This is a genomic window from Faecalibacterium tardum, assembly GCF_040096515.1.
GTDB classification, from domain to species: domain Bacteria; phylum Bacillota; class Clostridia; order Oscillospirales; family Ruminococcaceae; genus Faecalibacterium; species Faecalibacterium tardum.
Genome location: NZ_JBBMEO010000003.1, coordinates 34228 through 50193, shown reverse-complemented (window position 1 = coordinate 50193; position 15966 = coordinate 34228). Strand labels below are relative to the sequence as shown.

Genomic DNA, 15966 nt, shown 5'->3' with positions numbered 1-15966 from the left:
GTGACAATCATTCGCCCGTCTGGTTTTCAGGCGGGCATTTTCTTTTGCCGGAATATGGTGTTTCTACTTTTATCGTGGTACAATATCTTAAAGACTTTTTGATTTTGGAGGGAGCAGCTATGATCGATCATGCAAAGCTGGAGCCTGTTTTGCGCGGATACCAGGCCTATTTTTCGCAGCACTGGCTTCATGGAGAAGATTTCAAATGGGAAGCTGCACAACAATTCCACGACCACTGGAATATTGACGCGGCAGATTTTGGCGGAATGTTCAAGGAAGCCACTGCAAAGGTCTTTTCGCTTTTGGACACCGGCTATGCCTATCCCCGCGCGATGATCCTAGATTTCGCAGCAGCAGACTGTGAAGCTACCCGCACTATGTTCCGCAGTCTGTTTGATGAATCCATCGGGCTTTCTCAGCGCATCGCCGCATTTCAAGCTGCTGCCGAATCCCTGCGCATAAAATACAACGACGGCAGCTGGAACAACCACTACCAGAACACCAGTGCTATCAGCGTCTATCTGTGGCTTCAGTTCCCGGATAAATATTATGCCTATCGGTATGCCGTATCCCGTGATATCGCAAAAGAATTAAACTTTGACGCACCACCCAAACGGGATGGTTCCATCGACTCTCTGCTGAACAGCTATCGTCTTTATGATGAACTGCGGACGGCGCTGAGCCAAAATACTGCCGTCACCCAGATGATCCGCAGCGCCATTGATGCAGCCCCTGCCGGGAAATACTGGCCCGACACACACTGGAATATTGCTGCCATTGATCTGGGCTTTTATCTGAGCCGCTATTATCTTCAGGAACAGACAGTCGCTCAGAAGGAATCCGAGTGGTTTCCCAGCAAAGCAGACTATGATCCGGGCATTACTACAGAGCAGTGGATCAGTCTGCTGAACGACCCGTCTGTCTTTACACAGAATGCGCTCCGCATTATGAAATGTATGCTGGATTATGGTGGTCAAGCCACCTGCAAGCAGCTTGCGATCAAGTACGGTGAAGCTGCCGGCTTCTACAATATGGGTTCTTCCAGCCTTGCACGAAGGGTCGTTGAAAAGACAAATTGTCCCCTCATGCCGCGCGACAGCGAAAACTCCCGCTGGTGGCCTGTTCTGTATACCGGCAAAAGCGCAGATTCCAAAGAAGACGGCTCTTATATTTGGCGTTTGCGGGATGAGCTTATTCAAGCCCTGAAAAAAACTGACCTTTCTCATATTCCCCTTTATTCTGTTTCTTCTGAAAAAGACTCTACTTCTCCCCGCCACTACTGGTGGCTGACCGCAAGTCCAAAAATCTGGCAGTTTTCCGATCTCAAAGTCGGTGAAGAACAATCGTATACATTATACAACGAAAGCGGTCATAAGCGGCGGATCTTTCAGAACATTCTGGATGCTAAGGCAGGTGATCCCGTCATCTGCTACGAGGCCAACCCCGTTAAAAAAGTAGTTGCTCTTGCAAAAATCACACAAGAAAATAACGGAAAAGAACTTTATTTTGAAAAGATCGAAAATCTAATATCCCCCATTGAATACTCCACTCTGAAAGATTGTCCGGAACTGGAAAAGATGGAGTTTTTTGTACAACAGAATGGAAGCCTGTTCAAGCTTTCGGAAGGAGAATACAACTTTATTTTGGACCTCATCCGGGAAGAAAATCCAGCACCTGTCCGTTCGATAGCATCGAACGCTTATACAAAATCAGATTTTCTGAACAGCGTATTTCTGAGCGAACCGCGCTATGACGTTTTGGTCTCTCTACTGCGCCGCAAAAAGAACGTTATTCTGCAAGGCGCACCCGGCGTTGGAAAGACCTACGCCGCCAAACGGCTGGCGTACTCCATGATGGGCCAAGCCGATTCTTCCCGGGTGGAGTTCGTACAGTTCCATCAGAATTACTCTTACGAGGATTTCATGCTGGGCTACCGGCCGGATGGCTCCGGCTTCAAACTGACCGAGGGTGTATTTTACCGCTTCTGCCAGAAGGCTTCCAACGACCCTGACCGGGAGTACTTTTTCCTCATCGATGAGATCAACCGGGGCAACCTGAGCAAGATCTTCGGCGAGCTGATGATGCTGATTGAAAGCGACCACCGGGGTGAAAAGATCACTCTGGCCTATAATGGGATGCCCTTCTATGTCCCGGAAAATCTCTACATCATTGGCATGATGAATACTGCCGACCGGAGTCTCGCTATGATCGACTATGCGCTGCGCAGACGGTTCAGTTTCTTTGAAATGGAACCGGCGTTCACCTCCGAGGGATTCCAGAACTATCAATCTGCGCTTGACAACGAAACCTTCAATGCTCTGGTGGAACAGGTCAAGGCATTGAACCGGGAGATCACTGCAGATGCCTCCCTTGGTTCCGGCTTCCGTATTGGTCACAGCTACTTCTGTCTGGCCGACCCTGCCGCCTGCACCGCTGATTGGATGCGCTCCGTGGTGGAATTTGACCTTCTCCCTACGCTGGCAGAATACTGGTTCGATGCGCCCGACAAGCTGCATCGTTGGGAAGAAAATCTGCGTGGTGTTTTCAATGACGACTGACAAAGGGATCTTTATCCAGAACATCTACTATATGCTCTCTTACGCCTATCAGGTGCTGCAGCAGCAGGATTATCAGTGCATTGCCTCGGAAAAGTTTGAGCACATCGACGATTTGTTTGCCGCTATCCTTGCAAAGGGCGTTTCCCGGCAGCTGAAGCAGGGGCTTTATCGGGAATATGTTTCCCGAAGTGAGACCCGGTCGGTTTTGCGGGGAAAGCTGGATCTTCCGCAGACCATTAAGACCCTCATCCAGCACAAGCCGCAAGTCGCCTGTACCTTTGACGAGCTTTCGGAAGACAACCTGTATAACCAGATCCTGAAAACCACCCTGCAAGTGCTGCTTCGGGACGAGAATGTTTCTGCTGCGCGCAAAGTGGAATTGAAGAAAGTGCTTCTGTTTCTGGACACGGTTTCTGTACTGCTTCCCTCTCAAATCCCATGGAAGCAGTTACATTATCAGCGGAGCAATCAGAATTACGAGATGCTACTGAATCTCTGCTATTTCGTGCTGCACGATATGCTGCAGACCACCGAAAACGGCAGCTATAAAATGACAGCATTTTTGGATGAACGCATGGCAAAGCTGTACGAACGCTTTATTCTGGAATATTACCGAAAGCACCACACCTATCTTACCGAAGTTAAAGCTGCACAGGTCAAATGGGATCTTGTAGGAGAGCACGATGCTGCCATGCTGCGGTTTCTCCCCGCCATGCAAACCGATATTTTTCTGCGTTTCCATGAAAAAATTCTGATTTTGGATGCCAAGTATTACAGCCAGACATTGCATCAGCGTTTCAACAAAGAGACCTTGCATTCTGCCAACCTCTACCAGATCTACACCTACGTCAAAAATCAGGACGCTGCCCATACCGGAAACGTTTCCGGGCTGCTGGTCTACGCCAAAACGCAGGAAACCATCACCCCGGATTGCCTGTTCAACTTGGGCGGCAACCAGATCGGTGCACGCACCTTGGATCTCAATCAGGACTTCCGGCAGATCACCGCACAACTGGATGGAATTGCCCAGCAGTTTTTCGGGAAGTATCCGCTTTGATCTTTTCCATGTCGATTTACCGCACGTCTGGTCTTCAGGCGGGCATTTTCTTTTGCGGAGATCCTAAGAATTGCAAAAAACTGTCCCCGAAGCAGCGCGGTCTTACGCGATCTGCTTCGGGGGCAGTCTGTTTTTGTTTTATGATAAGGTTACTGCTTTGCGCTTTCCGGGGCGACCTCAAAGTCGATCTTGCCCAGATTGACGTCTGCGCGCACGATGGTGATCATCATGGTATCGCCCAGATTCCAGTTCTTGCCGGAAACAGGGTCGGAAAGGCGCACGCCCTCGGTAAGCATGGTGCCGGTAGCGGTCAGGCTGGAAGCGGGCACAAAGCCCTCCACGCCGTTTTCCAGCTCGATGAACAGGCCGCGCTGGGTCACGCCGGAGATGCGGCCCTCGTAGCACTCGCCCAAATGGCGGCGGGCATACTCGGCCTTGTAGCAGTCCTCGGCCTTGCGCTCGATCTGCATGGCGATGACTTCGCGCTCGCTGGCCTGCTTGCTGACGTCCTCGGCAAACTCGCTGTAACGCAGGATCATGGTGTCCTTGTCCGTGCCCTTGAGCTGGGCGGTCATGATGCGGTGGATGGCCAAGTCCGGGTAGCGGCGGATGGGGCTGGTGAAGTGGGCATAGTCCTGCAACACCAGACCGTAGTGTCCCTTGGGTTTTTCCTCGTACACAGCCTTGGACATGCAGCGCAGCATACCAACATTGATGATCTGCTCGTAGGCCGTGCCGCGCACACCCTCCAGAATGGCGCTCAGCTCCTTGGGAGTGGGCACATCCTTGGCAAAGTGGTCGTTGACGCCGCAGGCCTGCAGCAACCCGTGCAAGCGCTCCAGCTTTTCGGCGTTGGGCTCCTCGTGCACACGGTACACAAAGGGAATCTGCTTTACGCGGGCAAAGTGGGCAGCGCACTGGTTTGCCAGCAGCATGAACTCTTCGATCATAGCTTCGCTCTCGCCGGAGGTGCGCTTTTTTACGTCGATGCAGTGGCCGTCCTCGTCCAGGATCAGCTTTACCTCGCCGCTCTCGATATCCATGCAGCCGCGCTCCTTGCGCAGACGGGCACGGTGGCCGTACAGCTCCTTCATGGCAGGCAGCTGCGCCAGTACCTCGTGGTACTTACCGGTCAATTCGTCATCGGTGCTGCCGGCCAGCAGGGCGTTGATCTCGGAATACACGCCCTTGACCCGGCTGCGGATGACGGACTTGACAAAGCGGTAGTCGGTCAGGTTGCCGTCCTTATCCAGCCGCATCAAACAGGAGAAGGCCAGCCGCAGCACGCCCTCGTTCAGGCTGCAAATGCCGTTGGACAGCTGCTTGGGCAGCATGGGCACCACCTGATCGGCATAGTAGACGCTGGTAGCGCGGTTAAAGGCCTCGTTGTCCAGCTCGGAGCCGGGCTTGACGTAGTTGGAAACATCCGCAATGTGCACGCCCAGCTCAAAGCCGCCGTCCGGGGTCTTGGTCAGACTGATAGCATCGTCGATGTCCTTGGTCTCGGCGCTGTCGATGGTAAAGATCGGCAGGGCGCGCAGGTCCATGCGGCCCTCGCAGTCCGCAGCAGACACCTCGGCGTTGTCCAGCTTTTTGGCCTCGTCCCGCACCTTGTCCGGGAAGCGGTTGCGGATATCCTGCGCGTAGAGCAGTGCCTTTGCGCAGCGCTTGGCCTCATCGCAGCTGCCAAAGCGCATGGCCACACCTACGCGGTGATCCTCCTGACGGTTGCCGCGCAGCAGAATCTCCACTGCCACCTTGTCGCCGTCCTTGGCGCTGCCTTCGCAGTCCCGCATGACCTGCATGGAGATGGCGGGGCAATCGTCCGGCACGAACTTCAGGCGGCCCTCCATGCGGTGCATGGTGCCCACCAGAGAATTTTTCTCTTCCAGAACAGCAAGGATCTCGCCTTCATCACTGCCCTCTACCCGGGGATGTGCAAACTTTTCCACCAGCACCTTGTCGCCGGGCATTGCGCCGCGGGTGAACCGACCAGGGATAAAGATATCGCTGGTGCCGTCCTCCAGCATGACGAAGGCAAAATTCTTGCCCAGCTTTACCACCTTGCACAGCAGTGCCTTATCGGCACGGCCGCTGCGCACGGTGAAGAACACGCCCTGCCGCTGGCAGATGACAGCCTCGTGCACCAGCTGGTCCACAGCCTCCATCACCTTGCGGTCAGCGCCGCGATCCCCGCCGAACTTATTCTTCAGATCTTTTACGGTGCACGGCTGATTCTGGATCGCGTGCTCAATTTTATCGCGCATTGCCATAAAATATTTTCTCCTTCACTTCCGTGGCCGTGCATCTCCTGCGGAGCACAGCCCTGCCTTGGGACGGGCACTTTTCCCCTGTCCCCTCTTTGCGGCAGCCCGCAGAACCGGCTGCCCGCACTTTTTTCTGCACAGAAAAACAGCCCCGTCCGTTCACGGGGCTGCAACGCCTTCTCAGCCTGCCAGACGGCCTGCAAACAGGCAAGCCAGAATAGCAACCACAAAGAACACCACGCCTGCAATGCGGGTGACCTTAGCCAGCATCTGATCTGCCGGGGTCAGTCGCGCATTGTTGGCACCGCCCACACTGCCGTTGATGGCACCGGACAGACCCTGACCGTGGGTGTGCTGCATGAGGGTGAGGAAAACGATGACCAGCGAAGCCACCAGCAGAATGGCGCCGCCAACAATTTCGATAACAGACATGAATCGTAACGCTCCTTTTATTTGTAAATACGGAAAACTACGCAAAAATACAACTATATAGTAACATAATAAAGCCAAAATTGCAAGTAGAATCCGCGCATTTACCCCGCCGCTTCCAGCGCGTTGCAGACCTGCGCAAAGATATCTGCACCGGAGTACGCGGTGTGCACTGCGCCGTCCTGCAATACCACAATGGTATAGCGGGGCTTTTCTGCCGGCCAGAACCCCGCAAACCACAGGTTGCAGCGCTCGGCGCCCTCCGGGGTGAACTGCCCGGTCTGGGCGGTGCCGGTCTTACCGCCCGCCCCACCGGAAAGCCCGGCGGCATCCTGCGCGGTGCCCTGCTGCACCACCTGTACCAGCATGGCGCGCAAAAGCGCTGCGCTCTGTGCTGGAATCACCCGCCGTCCCCGAGGGTGGCTGAGGTTCTCCACCGGCTGTCCTGTGGTCTCGTCCAGCGTGGCTTGCAGCACATAGGGAGCGCGGTATACGCCGTCCGCCGCAAAGGTGTTGAACAGCGCCGCCACCTGCATAGGTGTTGCCAGCAGACTGCCCTGCCCAAAGCTGAAATTAGCCAGCTGCCCGCTTTGCGCTAACTCCTGCGGGGCGGGCAGCTGCCCGGCCTCGGCGGCAAGCCCCTCTGCCAGCGGCAGGCTCTTCCCAAAGCCAAAGGCTTTAGCGGCGTCCAGCAGGCTTTCTGCGCCCAGCTGCTGCCCCAGACGGATAAAATAGCCGTTACAGCTTTTTTCTAGCGCAGCTGCAAGGTCAACCTGCCCGTGCGGCACCCCGCCCGCGCAGCGAAAAATTTGTCCATCCACTACCACTGCGCCGGTGCACTCGAAAACCGGCTGCAAGCCCGCTTCCATTGCAGCCGCCGCCAGCACCGGCTTGAACACTGACCCCACCGCGTAGCATTGCAGCGCCCGGTTCAAAAAGGGGCTGTTCTCTGCCTGTAAGCTGTCAGCCAGGTGCTCCGGGTCGTAGCCCGGCACACTGACGCTGGCGCGCACCGCCGCTGTGGCGGTATCCAACACCAGAATGCAACCGTTTGTCATGGTACTTGCTGCCACTGCCTCCACCGCCCGCTGCACCGGGCGGGAGATGGTCAGCTGCACGCCCAGCGCCCCGCTGTCGGCTTGCAAAAGCTTAGGTGTTTCTCCGGTGCGCAGCGTGCCCTGCGCCGTCACGGCGCAGACAAGACTGCTGTGCTCCCCTGTGCCGGAAAGCACGCCGTCCAATGCCTTTTCCAGCCCGGCAGCGCCATGACCCGTGCCATCCAGATAGCCCAGCAGATGCTGACACAGCGGCACTGCGGCATACCGTCGGGCGGTGAGGTAACCGCTCAGACCAAGACGAGTAGGGTCGCAGTTCACCTCCAGCAAAAACGGGGCGGCGCGGCTGCGGCTACGGTACAAAAGCGCCTGTCCGGCGGCATCGGTGCAGGCATACAGGCGGTCGTAGTTTCCCTGCCCGGGAAAGCACACCACCTGCCAGCGCTCCTCAAGACCGGTGAGCAGCCTCCCCTGCGCATCATAAAAGTTGCCCCGCCGGGCGGGCAGTTGCAGGGTGACCGTGCTCTGCGCCGCCGCCCGTGCAGCATAGGCGGGGTGCAGCGCCAGCAGATACAACCGGCACAGCACCACCGCAAACCCCAGCAGCAAGGCGGCATACACCGCCAATACCCGTTTGCCGGACATCCCCGCGCCCCCTTTCCGTATGGTTAGGGTGGGCAGCAGGGGTGCAGGGTATACATAAAAAGAGGTGGAACCTCTCCGAAGAGAAATTCTACCTCTCTGGCGTATCTTATTAAGAAAGACTGGTACGGATTAGTACATGCCGCCCTTCCAAACCACACTTTTGGAGCCGAATCACGAATATCGGGAAACGTAGACTTCTGTAGAATTATCAAGGCCACAAGCCGATTTTTCCAGATTCTCCGTTTTTGCACGATCCACGTTTTTCTACGCAAATCTACGCCACTTACCGGGTGATTGGCGTAAGTTTTGGCGTAAGCAATTCTGTTTCATACATCGAAAATCACAGGTTTCCGACAATCTGTTCAAAGGCCTTCTCAACCGATTCAAAACTGCTGTGCGTGTAGACATCCAGCGTCACACTGGCATTGGAGTGCCCCATCAGGTATTGCAGGCTCTTCACATCCAACCCGGCCTGCTGGACATTGGTGCAGAAGGTGTGTCGCAGCACGTGAGGTGTAATGCGCGGAACAGGTTTACTGTACGCCTTCTCAAACTTTCCCTGCACGCCACGCATATAGTTTTCCAAGTGCATTGCCACCTTCGGCATTCCGGACTTGTCCAGAAAGAGGAATCCGCTGCAACCATCCACCAGCGCTTCCACTTTCGTGGACGCTCTGACTTTTACTACACGCCGCAACGCTGCACAAACGGTATTTGTCATGGGAACATTGCGGATACCGCTTTTTGTTTTCGGCGGTGTGACAAAGTAGGGCTTTTCAGCCGTCCGGCAAAGCTGCCGCCGGACATGGATACAGTGCCGTTCAAAGTCGATATCTGCTCGTGTCAGGCCATACAACTCACTCACACGCAAGCCGGTTCCCATAAGAATGACGATATCATCATAATAGTTGCCGCCATAGTCCTGAACGAATTGCAGATATTTCTCCTGCTGCTCTCTGGTCAGTGCATCACGCACATAAGCGTCCTTCGGCACAACGTCCGACAGCTTGAACTTGAATGGATTCTTGCGGATGATGTCATCCTCCACCGCCATCTCAAACGCCGGTCTGACAACGCTTTGCAGGATTCCTATGGTGTTTTGCTTGAAACCGCTGTCCATCAGAAGGAAAATCCCAGTTGTTGGGCTTCCGCATCCGTCATTTCGGAGAAATCTTCAGCCCCGGTTTCGGGGCTGGTTACATATAAATTAGAGTACAAGAAAACACCCTGCAAGATTTTTAGTCTTGTAGGGTGTTTCATATATAGCATCTCGTGAATCACGGATTGCGGCATTAGTATTTTGATAATGTGTAGGTATAGCAGGTGTTAATAATCAAAAGAACTGCTACAATGCTCATTGTCCACCAAAAGCAAGAAAAGCCTTTCGTCAAAAAGCATACTATGATTATAATAATACCTCCCACGATAAACGAAATACCTCCAAAGCGTTGGCTTTTTTTCCACGCTGTTTCATTTTTTATACTCCATACGGTTCTCAGCCCTACAACTGAGTTCATTCGCAGTTTTGGCATAATGTTACCCAATAGAACCATTGAAACTCCAAGCAGTCCGAATAAAAGTTGATTTATATCAAGTGCAATGGAAGACAGATTTTCAATCGAATTGAAATCAGCATACAAAAAATAGAATGTCATAGCGTTAAAAAGCGCAAGAGATGCTATTCCAGTCACAATACATACATTTTTGTTATTACTTCCATTTTCTTCTTGTTTTGAGGATAACTTAGCCATGGCAAGCATAAAATAGCCAAATAAAACTGTAATTATAGGGAAAATTAGTGTTTCATATTTGCTACCCCAACGTGTCACTTGATTATTCATATCATAATGAGCCGGGATTTGCTCTGGCAAGAACTGTAAGGCAATCAGGACAACTACCAATGGTAAAAACATGAGACTGTAAAAAACGACCATTTTCTTTTTCATTGTTGACCTCCACGCAAATTACTGATCCACATAATTGTTTCATCAAGGATAGATAAATTCAATTCGTAATAAATATAATTTTTATATCGAGTTTCATAAATCAAGTCTGCCTTTTTTAGCTTCGATAAATGGTATGACAATGCCTGTGGTGTCATATCCAATGAGATTGCTAAATCTCCTGAACTTATTTTACCTTCCTGTAACTTTAGCAGAATTTTTCGACGTGTATCGTCTGCTAAAGCAGCTAACACTTCATTTATAGCCAAGCGATCACGCTCCAATCTATTTCAAACAATCTTTAAATAGATTATATCACACACATACTCTTTATACAAGGTTATTTCAAAATATTTTTAAATAGTAAAAAGATACCGTCAATGGTCACGATAAACATTTCCTTGCCCCTATTTATTATATGTAAATAATCTAACTATAAATGATTTTTCTAATCTCCGTTTTGCGCCAGATAATACCCAGTAGGATATGACGCACAGCATCATATCACTGGGCAAGGTTTTCACCCTTGCCCAGTGCAAAGAGCTGGTCTCGCCTGTCGGCTCGGTCGGTGCTTCAAAATGCCTGCGGCCTTTTGAGGTCGCCACTGGCGACCCGCACCTCTCTGCACTCTTGCCCAGCTCCGATGTAACGAGAACAGACAAATTCGTTCGTTTTCGTAATCGTATAGCACAAAAAGGCAGCCATCTGCACCCATGCAGACAGCCGCCTTTGGTTTTATGCCGTATTCTATTTCTCAGTCTCTGAAAATCTTATCCAGTTCCCTTTCCATGGTGCCCGCCTTGGCAAATTCCAGCGTATCGGCCTGACGGATATGGTGGGCGGTGATGCCGTGATCCTTTGCAAAGCCCAGAATGTAGCTGATAGCAATGCGGTAGATGATCTCGGTGGGCGCAAGCCCATAGACCTGCTTGGCAAAGATATGTTCCAGCCGGGCGTTATCGTCCGGGAAAGTTTGCCGCATCTTCTCGCTGCGGTAAAGGCGCTTTACGATTTCCGTAATGTACAGGCCGGACTTCATGTAGGGATCCAGGAAGGTCTTGCCGGGGTCATCGAAGCAGCCGGGGTTTTCCTTTTCTAACAAGTCCACCATCTTTTTCACCACCCACTTGGGGGTGAAGATCTGGTTGGTTTTCTGAGGTGGGATGTAATCGAAGATATCCTCGGTGCGGCTCTCGTCAAAGTAATCTGCCAGCTTGACCTTCAGGTTCAGAAATTCCTTCACCGAATCGTCAAACACCACTGGGTCGAACAGGCGGCCTGCAAAGTGCTCCTCCTGTCCGGTGGCTTGGTTGATGTACGGTCCGCCGTCCCGCAAAAAGCGGAACTGTTCCAGCGTAATGCTGGTGACCTCCTGAAAGACCTTGTCCGGGATGATTTGGTCAAAGTTTGCCAGTGTCACGGTCTCGTCGCCGTAGGCCATGAGGAAGGACGGGATGGTGCGGGAAAAGCCCCGGAGATGGTCACGGACGGTGTCCTCGTAGCCTTTTTTCTCCTGCTCCTTCTGGTTGGTCTCCACGGTGCGCACGATGGTCTGCTGCATTTCCTGCGCCGTCTGCTGGATGGTGGTTTGCAGGGTCTCCATCAGGGCGGCGGTGCTCTGCTGCTGCTTTGCGTCAAACTCCCGGTTCACCTGCTGGCGCTGCTGGGCAGTGGTGCAGCCTTGCAGCTGCTGGGTGCGCTGGGTCTCCAGCTGGCTCTGGTCGATGCGGTAGTTGTCCACCACCTTGTTCACCGCCACGTCCATCTTGGCTTTTGCGGCGCTCTCAAACCGCTTCTGGTCGGACAGCTTCAGGTCCCGCCCATACTCCTGCTTTGCCTGCTCCACCATGGGGGTGATGATCTCCTTGGTGATGCTCTTTTTCAGAGGTTCCAGATGCTCTTCTTTGGCAGGAGCCGGAGCATCGGTCAGGTCTTGCAGGGCGGTGTCCAGCGCCGGGGTGCTCTCGTAAATTTTTTCCCCGAACACATCCGCTGCCTTGCCGATGACGTAGCCCTCGTCCAAATCCACCTCGCCCTTGTCGTTCAGGGAGAGGTCTGCGCCGGTCTCCGGGGTGATCTGGATGGGCTTTGCCTTGGCTTCGCTTATGGGCTGGAAGTTTTGCAGAATGTCCAGCACCTCCTGCGGGGCACTGAATACGTTGGAAATGTTCTGGAACAGGAAGTTGCTCTGGAAGCCCATCCGCACCACTTCTTTGGACTTGATCTTCCGGGGGATGCTGAGGACTTTTTCTGCATCCAGCGGGATCATCTCCCCTTCCTCGTCCTCACCAATGACCGGGAAGAAGTTGAGCAGATTCTGGATGTGCGCCTTGCGCTCCTCGGTGTCGCCCTTGCCGCTGGCGGTGTCCTGAGAAAGGTCGTTGGCGAACTGCTCGTAGATCAGCAGGGTGCGTGCAGGGTCAAAATCGAACACATAGGCGTTCTCTTTGCGGCGGAAGGTGCCGTTTTCGTGGAAAAGACAGGGGTTCTGGGCACGGAACGCCGCCTGCATATAAAGCGCCGGGCTTTTCAGGTTGGAGAGCATCAGCACCGCCGACCACTCCGGGATGGTCACGCCGGTGGTCAGCTGCCCCACCGACAGGGTAATGGTCTTTTCGTGGTGTGCAATGGCGGCTTTTACCCGGTCAAAGCTCTTCTGGTTCTCGTCCGTGTCGTCCAGCTTGCCGTCACCGGCGGCAAGGATCACCTCATAGTCCCGGAATACCGGGTGCGCCTGCAGCTTTTTCGCCAGCGCTCTGGCACTGTCCACCCGGTTCAGCAACCAGAAGGTGTGCTTCAGTTCGGCACGCAGTTCCGGGGTGGAAAACGGAAATTTGTTCTGGGTGGTCATGGCATCCAGAAAACGGTCCACCTCAGCTTCGTGCTCAAAGCTGCCGCTGGGCTTCACCTTGAAGAACTCGTTCAGGTCAAAGGCAAATTCCTGCGTTTCGCCGTCGATCTCCACGCCCTGCCGGATCTCGTCTCGGATGATCTCGGACATCTGGTAGGTGTAGAGGTTGAGCATGGGGAGGTTTGCGTAGGGGTTCTGCTGCCCCGGTGCGCCCTGCCAGTTCCGCTTGGCGGCCTGCTCATCGGCGTAGGTCCAGTTGAAGATGGCATCCCCGGCAAACTTGTCGTTCGCCAGCGCCTTGAAAGGCGTGCCGGACAGGTGCAGCGTGAAGCGGCGGCGGATACGGTCAAAGGCAAGGTCGGTCTTGTAGGTGTCCACGCCCTCGTGGGCTTCGTCGATGACCAGCACATCCCAGTTCAACTCGGTCAGGTGGCGCAGCTTGTCGTACTCGCCGCCGAAATACTTGGAGCCTTTCATGTCCTGCAAGCTGACGAACTCAATGCGCTTATACAGTTTCTCGCCCTGCGCGGCGGCATCCAGATAGCCTTGCTCGTCCAGCACATGGGGCTGCCCGGCAAGGGCATCCACATGGCTGACGAACAGATAGCCGGACTCCCTGCCCAGAAAGCGCACATAGTCGCTGTACCAGCTGTTGGCGATGGCTGGACGGTTGGTGACGATAAGCACCGTCTGTGCATCGACCTGCTTGCAGAAGTCGTAGACGGAAAGGGTCTTGCCAAAGCGGGGCTTGGCGTTCCAGAGGTATTCTCCGCCGGGGTGGCTCCGGTAATAGGTTTTAGTGTCGCGGACAGCCCTTGCCTGCTCCTCCCGCAGGGTGTAGGCGATGGCGGCATCCAGCTGCACCCTGCCCCGGTTCATGCGGAAATCCTGAAAATACCGCCGGGACTGCTGCCCATCCAGATGGAACCACTCGTTTTTGCGGTCGTTCTCCACGTTCAGCTTGCGGAGGTAGGCGTGGAAATCGTGGTCGGTGAACACCTCACCGCTGCCGTCATCGTAGACGGCATTGCCCCGCCACTCCTCGTGGAACAGCACATCGGCGGTGTGGGTCTGCTGTTTCAGGCGTTTGTCCACCGACTGCTCGGTGTAGCCGATCTTCGTCCAGCCGTTGTGCCGGGCAATTTCCGGGGTGGTATAGGCGTAGATCATGGGCACCACCTGCCGGGCAGTGCGCAGGGTTATGCCAGCCATTATGCCATCTCCTTTACATGGGTCTCGATAAATTCGATTTCGTCGGCGGTCAGGTCATACTTGCGGTAAAGCTGCCGGTCAATTTCCGCCACCGACTTGCTCCAATCAATGTCGGAATGGGCGGTAAAGTCTTGAAGGGGGACGTATTTCCATGTAGAAGGTGGATTATGTTGCGTAGCCTTCAGTATACCCAGCATAGTTCGTGCAAATTTAGACTTCACATATTTTAAGCAATGCTCAGCTTCTTGTAGTGTTTCAAACTTACCAATGCTTAAGAAAGTATCTGTATGCCCGGTTGCAGCTAGCCCAATTACAGGCGTGGACAGTGTCTCGCCTATCGTGCCAGAGCCATTCGCTTCAGGAACGAACACATTGTATGTGTCAATAAAATCATTATCTAGCACATATTTTCGCGCAATATAGCGGTATGCTCTAGCGTTGTTCGCTCTTCCCAAAAGCTTAATGTAAATTTCACCATCTTCTGGTTTCTTTTCAAAAAATGCTTCGGGGATCTTCTCAAAGATATTGGAGACAACCATGTTCCCTGAACCTGCTCCCATTTTCTTTGAAGCGCTCGGAAAATCCCTGAAAAATCGCTCTGAAAAACGATAACAACCTCTTTGTGAAATAATATCGTCCAAATAACTATCGCAGACTGCTGTTACCTTTTTCAAAATGTTATTAAGTTCCGGGTATGAAGTAAACGCTTTGATTGCACCAAAGTTTTTTGTTTTATCGTGATATGTAATCACAATACCGCCCTTTATATCCGTGTTTGGAAAAATTTTAGAACCATCCTGCTCAAAATAAAGCGCTTTCAAATGCTCATCATTCAGCATCTTCTTATTCCATGCTTTTGGTGTTTGTCCAGCATCAAACAGAAACCGTGCCGGTGTAATCAGTTCCACTTTATCTGCAAGCGGATAGGTAGCATCCATAAAAAGGTTATATACCGGAGGTTTTCTAGTTGATGCCGATTCACCGTCCTGATACGGCGGGTTTCCGATGACATAATCAAACTTCATGCTGGTACTCCCTTCCTGAATGGTTTCAAAGTTCTGCGTTTTGTTGGAACGCCAATTTTTCACTTTGCACGATACTGCCGGGGTCTGCTCTTCCACCGTGCCAAACATTGAGAAGAGGTCAAGCTGTTCTGTCTCCGGCTGGGGCTTGCCGCCGGGCACAGACAGGTGCAGGCCGTCCATCTGCCACAGGTTCCAGCTGATGATGTTGGCGATAGGCTGTAACTCTTCTTTTGTGGGTTTGCACTGCCAGCGGGCTTGCAAGTGCTCTGCATAGGTCAGCAGGAGGTTGACCCGCGCCAACAAAAGATTATCGCCCTGATACTCGTAGCCGTAGGTGGACTGCACCGCATGGGTGGCATATTTGCGCCACTCGTCCTCTGTGGCGGCGTTCTCGCTCACCACACGCAGCTTGCGGTCCAGAATGCCAATGCGCCGGGCTACCGGGATCATCTCGCCGGTGGCGGCATCGTAGCGGGACGCCAGAAAGGGTGCTTCGCCGCAGGTCACCTCCAAGCGGCGGCTCTGCACATACTGTACCCATGCCGGGGTCCTGCCCTTGCACGCCGGGAACTGCACCGGCGTTTCCACCGTCTGCCAGCCTTGGGGCAGCTCCACCGTGAACTGCCCGGCGTTCTCCTCTGCCCCCAGCCCACGGAACCAGTCGGCGTCCAGTGCGTTGTTCATCTTGTTGCAGACCCATGCGGGGCTGAACACCTCGCCTTTTTTGCGGGTGCGCTGCTGCTGGGTGTCGGTCTGCTTCATCATCCGGGGCAGCACCACCTCGTAGTGGGTCAGTCTGAGCTGCTGGGTGGTGATCTGGGATCTATCCGTGACAGGCTCGTACATCACCGTTTGCAATTCTTCCGGCGGGTCGGTGGCCCAGATGATGTTTTTGCCGGTAGATTTATCTTTTAGTAGCGTATC

The 15966-nt window shown here is 53.5% G+C and carries 11 protein-coding genes; 2 read left to right on the top strand and 9 right to left on the bottom strand.

Annotated features, from left to right (window positions below; genetic code table 11):
- Positions 1–119 precede the first annotated feature (119 nt).
- Together WMO44_RS03695 and mcrC are read left to right on the top strand one after the other, a co-directional pair.
- Positions 120–2558 (top strand): AAA family ATPase, encoded by a 2439-nt coding sequence (locus tag WMO44_RS03695; protein WP_349151782.1) that lies wholly within the window; start codon positions 120–122, stop codon positions 2556–2558.
- On the top strand, positions 2548–3615 hold the full coding sequence (mcrC, locus tag WMO44_RS03690) for a 5-methylcytosine-specific restriction endonuclease system specificity protein McrC (protein WP_349151781.1): 1068 nt from the start codon (positions 2548–2550) through the stop codon (positions 3613–3615). Before WMO44_RS03695 ends, mcrC begins: the two co-directional genes overlap by 11 nt.
- Positions 3616–3764: 149 nt before the next feature.
- On the opposite strand, the gene rnr is transcribed toward mcrC, so the two are convergent.
- From rnr to WMO44_RS03645, 9 genes are all read right to left on the bottom strand, one after another.
- Positions 3765–5888, bottom strand: coding sequence for a ribonuclease R (gene rnr / locus WMO44_RS03685; RefSeq protein WP_055185105.1), 2124 nt, complete (start codon positions 5886–5888; stop codon positions 3765–3767).
- 174 nt (positions 5889–6062) lie between these two features.
- Positions 6063–6314 carry a preprotein translocase subunit SecG gene (gene secG, locus WMO44_RS03680; protein ID WP_005923602.1) on the bottom strand — a complete coding sequence of 84 codons (252 nt, stop codon included), beginning with the start codon at positions 6312–6314 and terminating at the stop codon, positions 6063–6065.
- A 101-nt stretch (positions 6315–6415) separates the two neighbouring features.
- Positions 6416–8011 carry a peptidoglycan D,D-transpeptidase FtsI family protein gene (locus WMO44_RS03675; protein WP_349151780.1) on the bottom strand — a complete coding sequence of 532 codons (1596 nt, stop codon included), beginning with the start codon at positions 8009–8011 and terminating at the stop codon, positions 6416–6418.
- Between the two features lie 340 nt (positions 8012–8351).
- Complete coding sequence (locus WMO44_RS03670; protein ID WP_349151779.1) at positions 8352–9131, bottom strand: site-specific integrase; 780 nt, start codon at positions 9129–9131, stop codon at positions 8352–8354.
- Positions 9131–9271, bottom strand: coding sequence for a hypothetical protein (locus tag WMO44_RS03665; protein WP_349151778.1), 141 nt, complete (start codon positions 9269–9271; stop codon positions 9131–9133). The genes WMO44_RS03670 and WMO44_RS03665 overlap by 1 nt, the downstream gene beginning before the upstream one ends.
- A gap of 32 nt (positions 9272–9303) precedes the next feature.
- Positions 9304–9957 (bottom strand): SdpI family protein, encoded by a 654-nt coding sequence (locus WMO44_RS03660; RefSeq protein ID WP_349151777.1) that lies wholly within the window; start codon positions 9955–9957, stop codon positions 9304–9306.
- Complete coding sequence (locus WMO44_RS03655; RefSeq protein WP_081028388.1) at positions 9954–10223, bottom strand: metalloregulator ArsR/SmtB family transcription factor; 270 nt, start codon at positions 10221–10223, stop codon at positions 9954–9956. The genes WMO44_RS03660 and WMO44_RS03655 overlap by 4 nt, the downstream gene beginning before the upstream one ends.
- 485 nt (positions 10224–10708) lie before the next feature.
- A complete protein-coding gene (locus tag WMO44_RS03650) occupies positions 10709–14017 on the bottom strand; it encodes a DEAD/DEAH box helicase family protein (RefSeq protein WP_349151776.1) in 3309 nt (1102 codons plus the stop codon).
- Complete coding sequence (locus WMO44_RS03645; RefSeq protein WP_349151775.1) at positions 14017–15807, bottom strand: Eco57I restriction-modification methylase domain-containing protein; 1791 nt, start codon at positions 15805–15807, stop codon at positions 14017–14019. The genes WMO44_RS03650 and WMO44_RS03645 overlap by 1 nt, the downstream gene beginning before the upstream one ends.
- Positions 15808–15966: the final 159 nt, after the last annotated feature.

What these genes read in the sequence shown, in the direction of transcription:
- WMO44_RS03695 (WP_349151782.1), top strand. Translation starts at nt 120, where the DNA reads ATGATCGATCATGCAAAGCTGGAGCCTGTTTTGCGCGGATACCAGGCC.
- mcrC (WP_349151781.1), top strand. Translation starts at nt 2,548, where the DNA reads ATGACGACTGACAAAGGGATCTTTATCCAGAACATCTACTATATGCTC.
- rnr (WP_055185105.1), bottom strand. Translation starts at nt 5,888, where the DNA reads ATGGCAATGCGCGATAAAATTGAGCACGCGATCCAGAATCAGCCGTGC.
- secG (WP_005923602.1), bottom strand. Translation starts at nt 6,314, where the DNA reads ATGTCTGTTATCGAAATTGTTGGCGGCGCCATTCTGCTGGTGGCTTCG.
- WMO44_RS03675 (WP_349151780.1), bottom strand. Translation starts at nt 8,011, where the DNA reads ATGTCCGGCAAACGGGTATTGGCGGTGTATGCCGCCTTGCTGCTGGGG.
- WMO44_RS03670 (WP_349151779.1), bottom strand. Translation starts at nt 9,131, where the DNA reads ATGGACAGCGGTTTCAAGCAAAACACCATAGGAATCCTGCAAAGCGTT.
- WMO44_RS03665 (WP_349151778.1), bottom strand. Translation starts at nt 9,271, where the DNA reads ATGAAACACCCTACAAGACTAAAAATCTTGCAGGGTGTTTTCTTGTAC.
- WMO44_RS03660 (WP_349151777.1), bottom strand. Translation starts at nt 9,957, where the DNA reads ATGAAAAAGAAAATGGTCGTTTTTTACAGTCTCATGTTTTTACCATTG.
- WMO44_RS03650 (WP_349151776.1), bottom strand. Translation starts at nt 14,017, where the DNA reads ATGGCTGGCATAACCCTGCGCACTGCCCGGCAGGTGGTGCCCATGATC.
- WMO44_RS03645 (WP_349151775.1), bottom strand. Translation starts at nt 15,807, where the DNA reads ATGATGAAGCAGACCGACACCCAGCAGCAGCGCACCCGCAAAAAAGGC.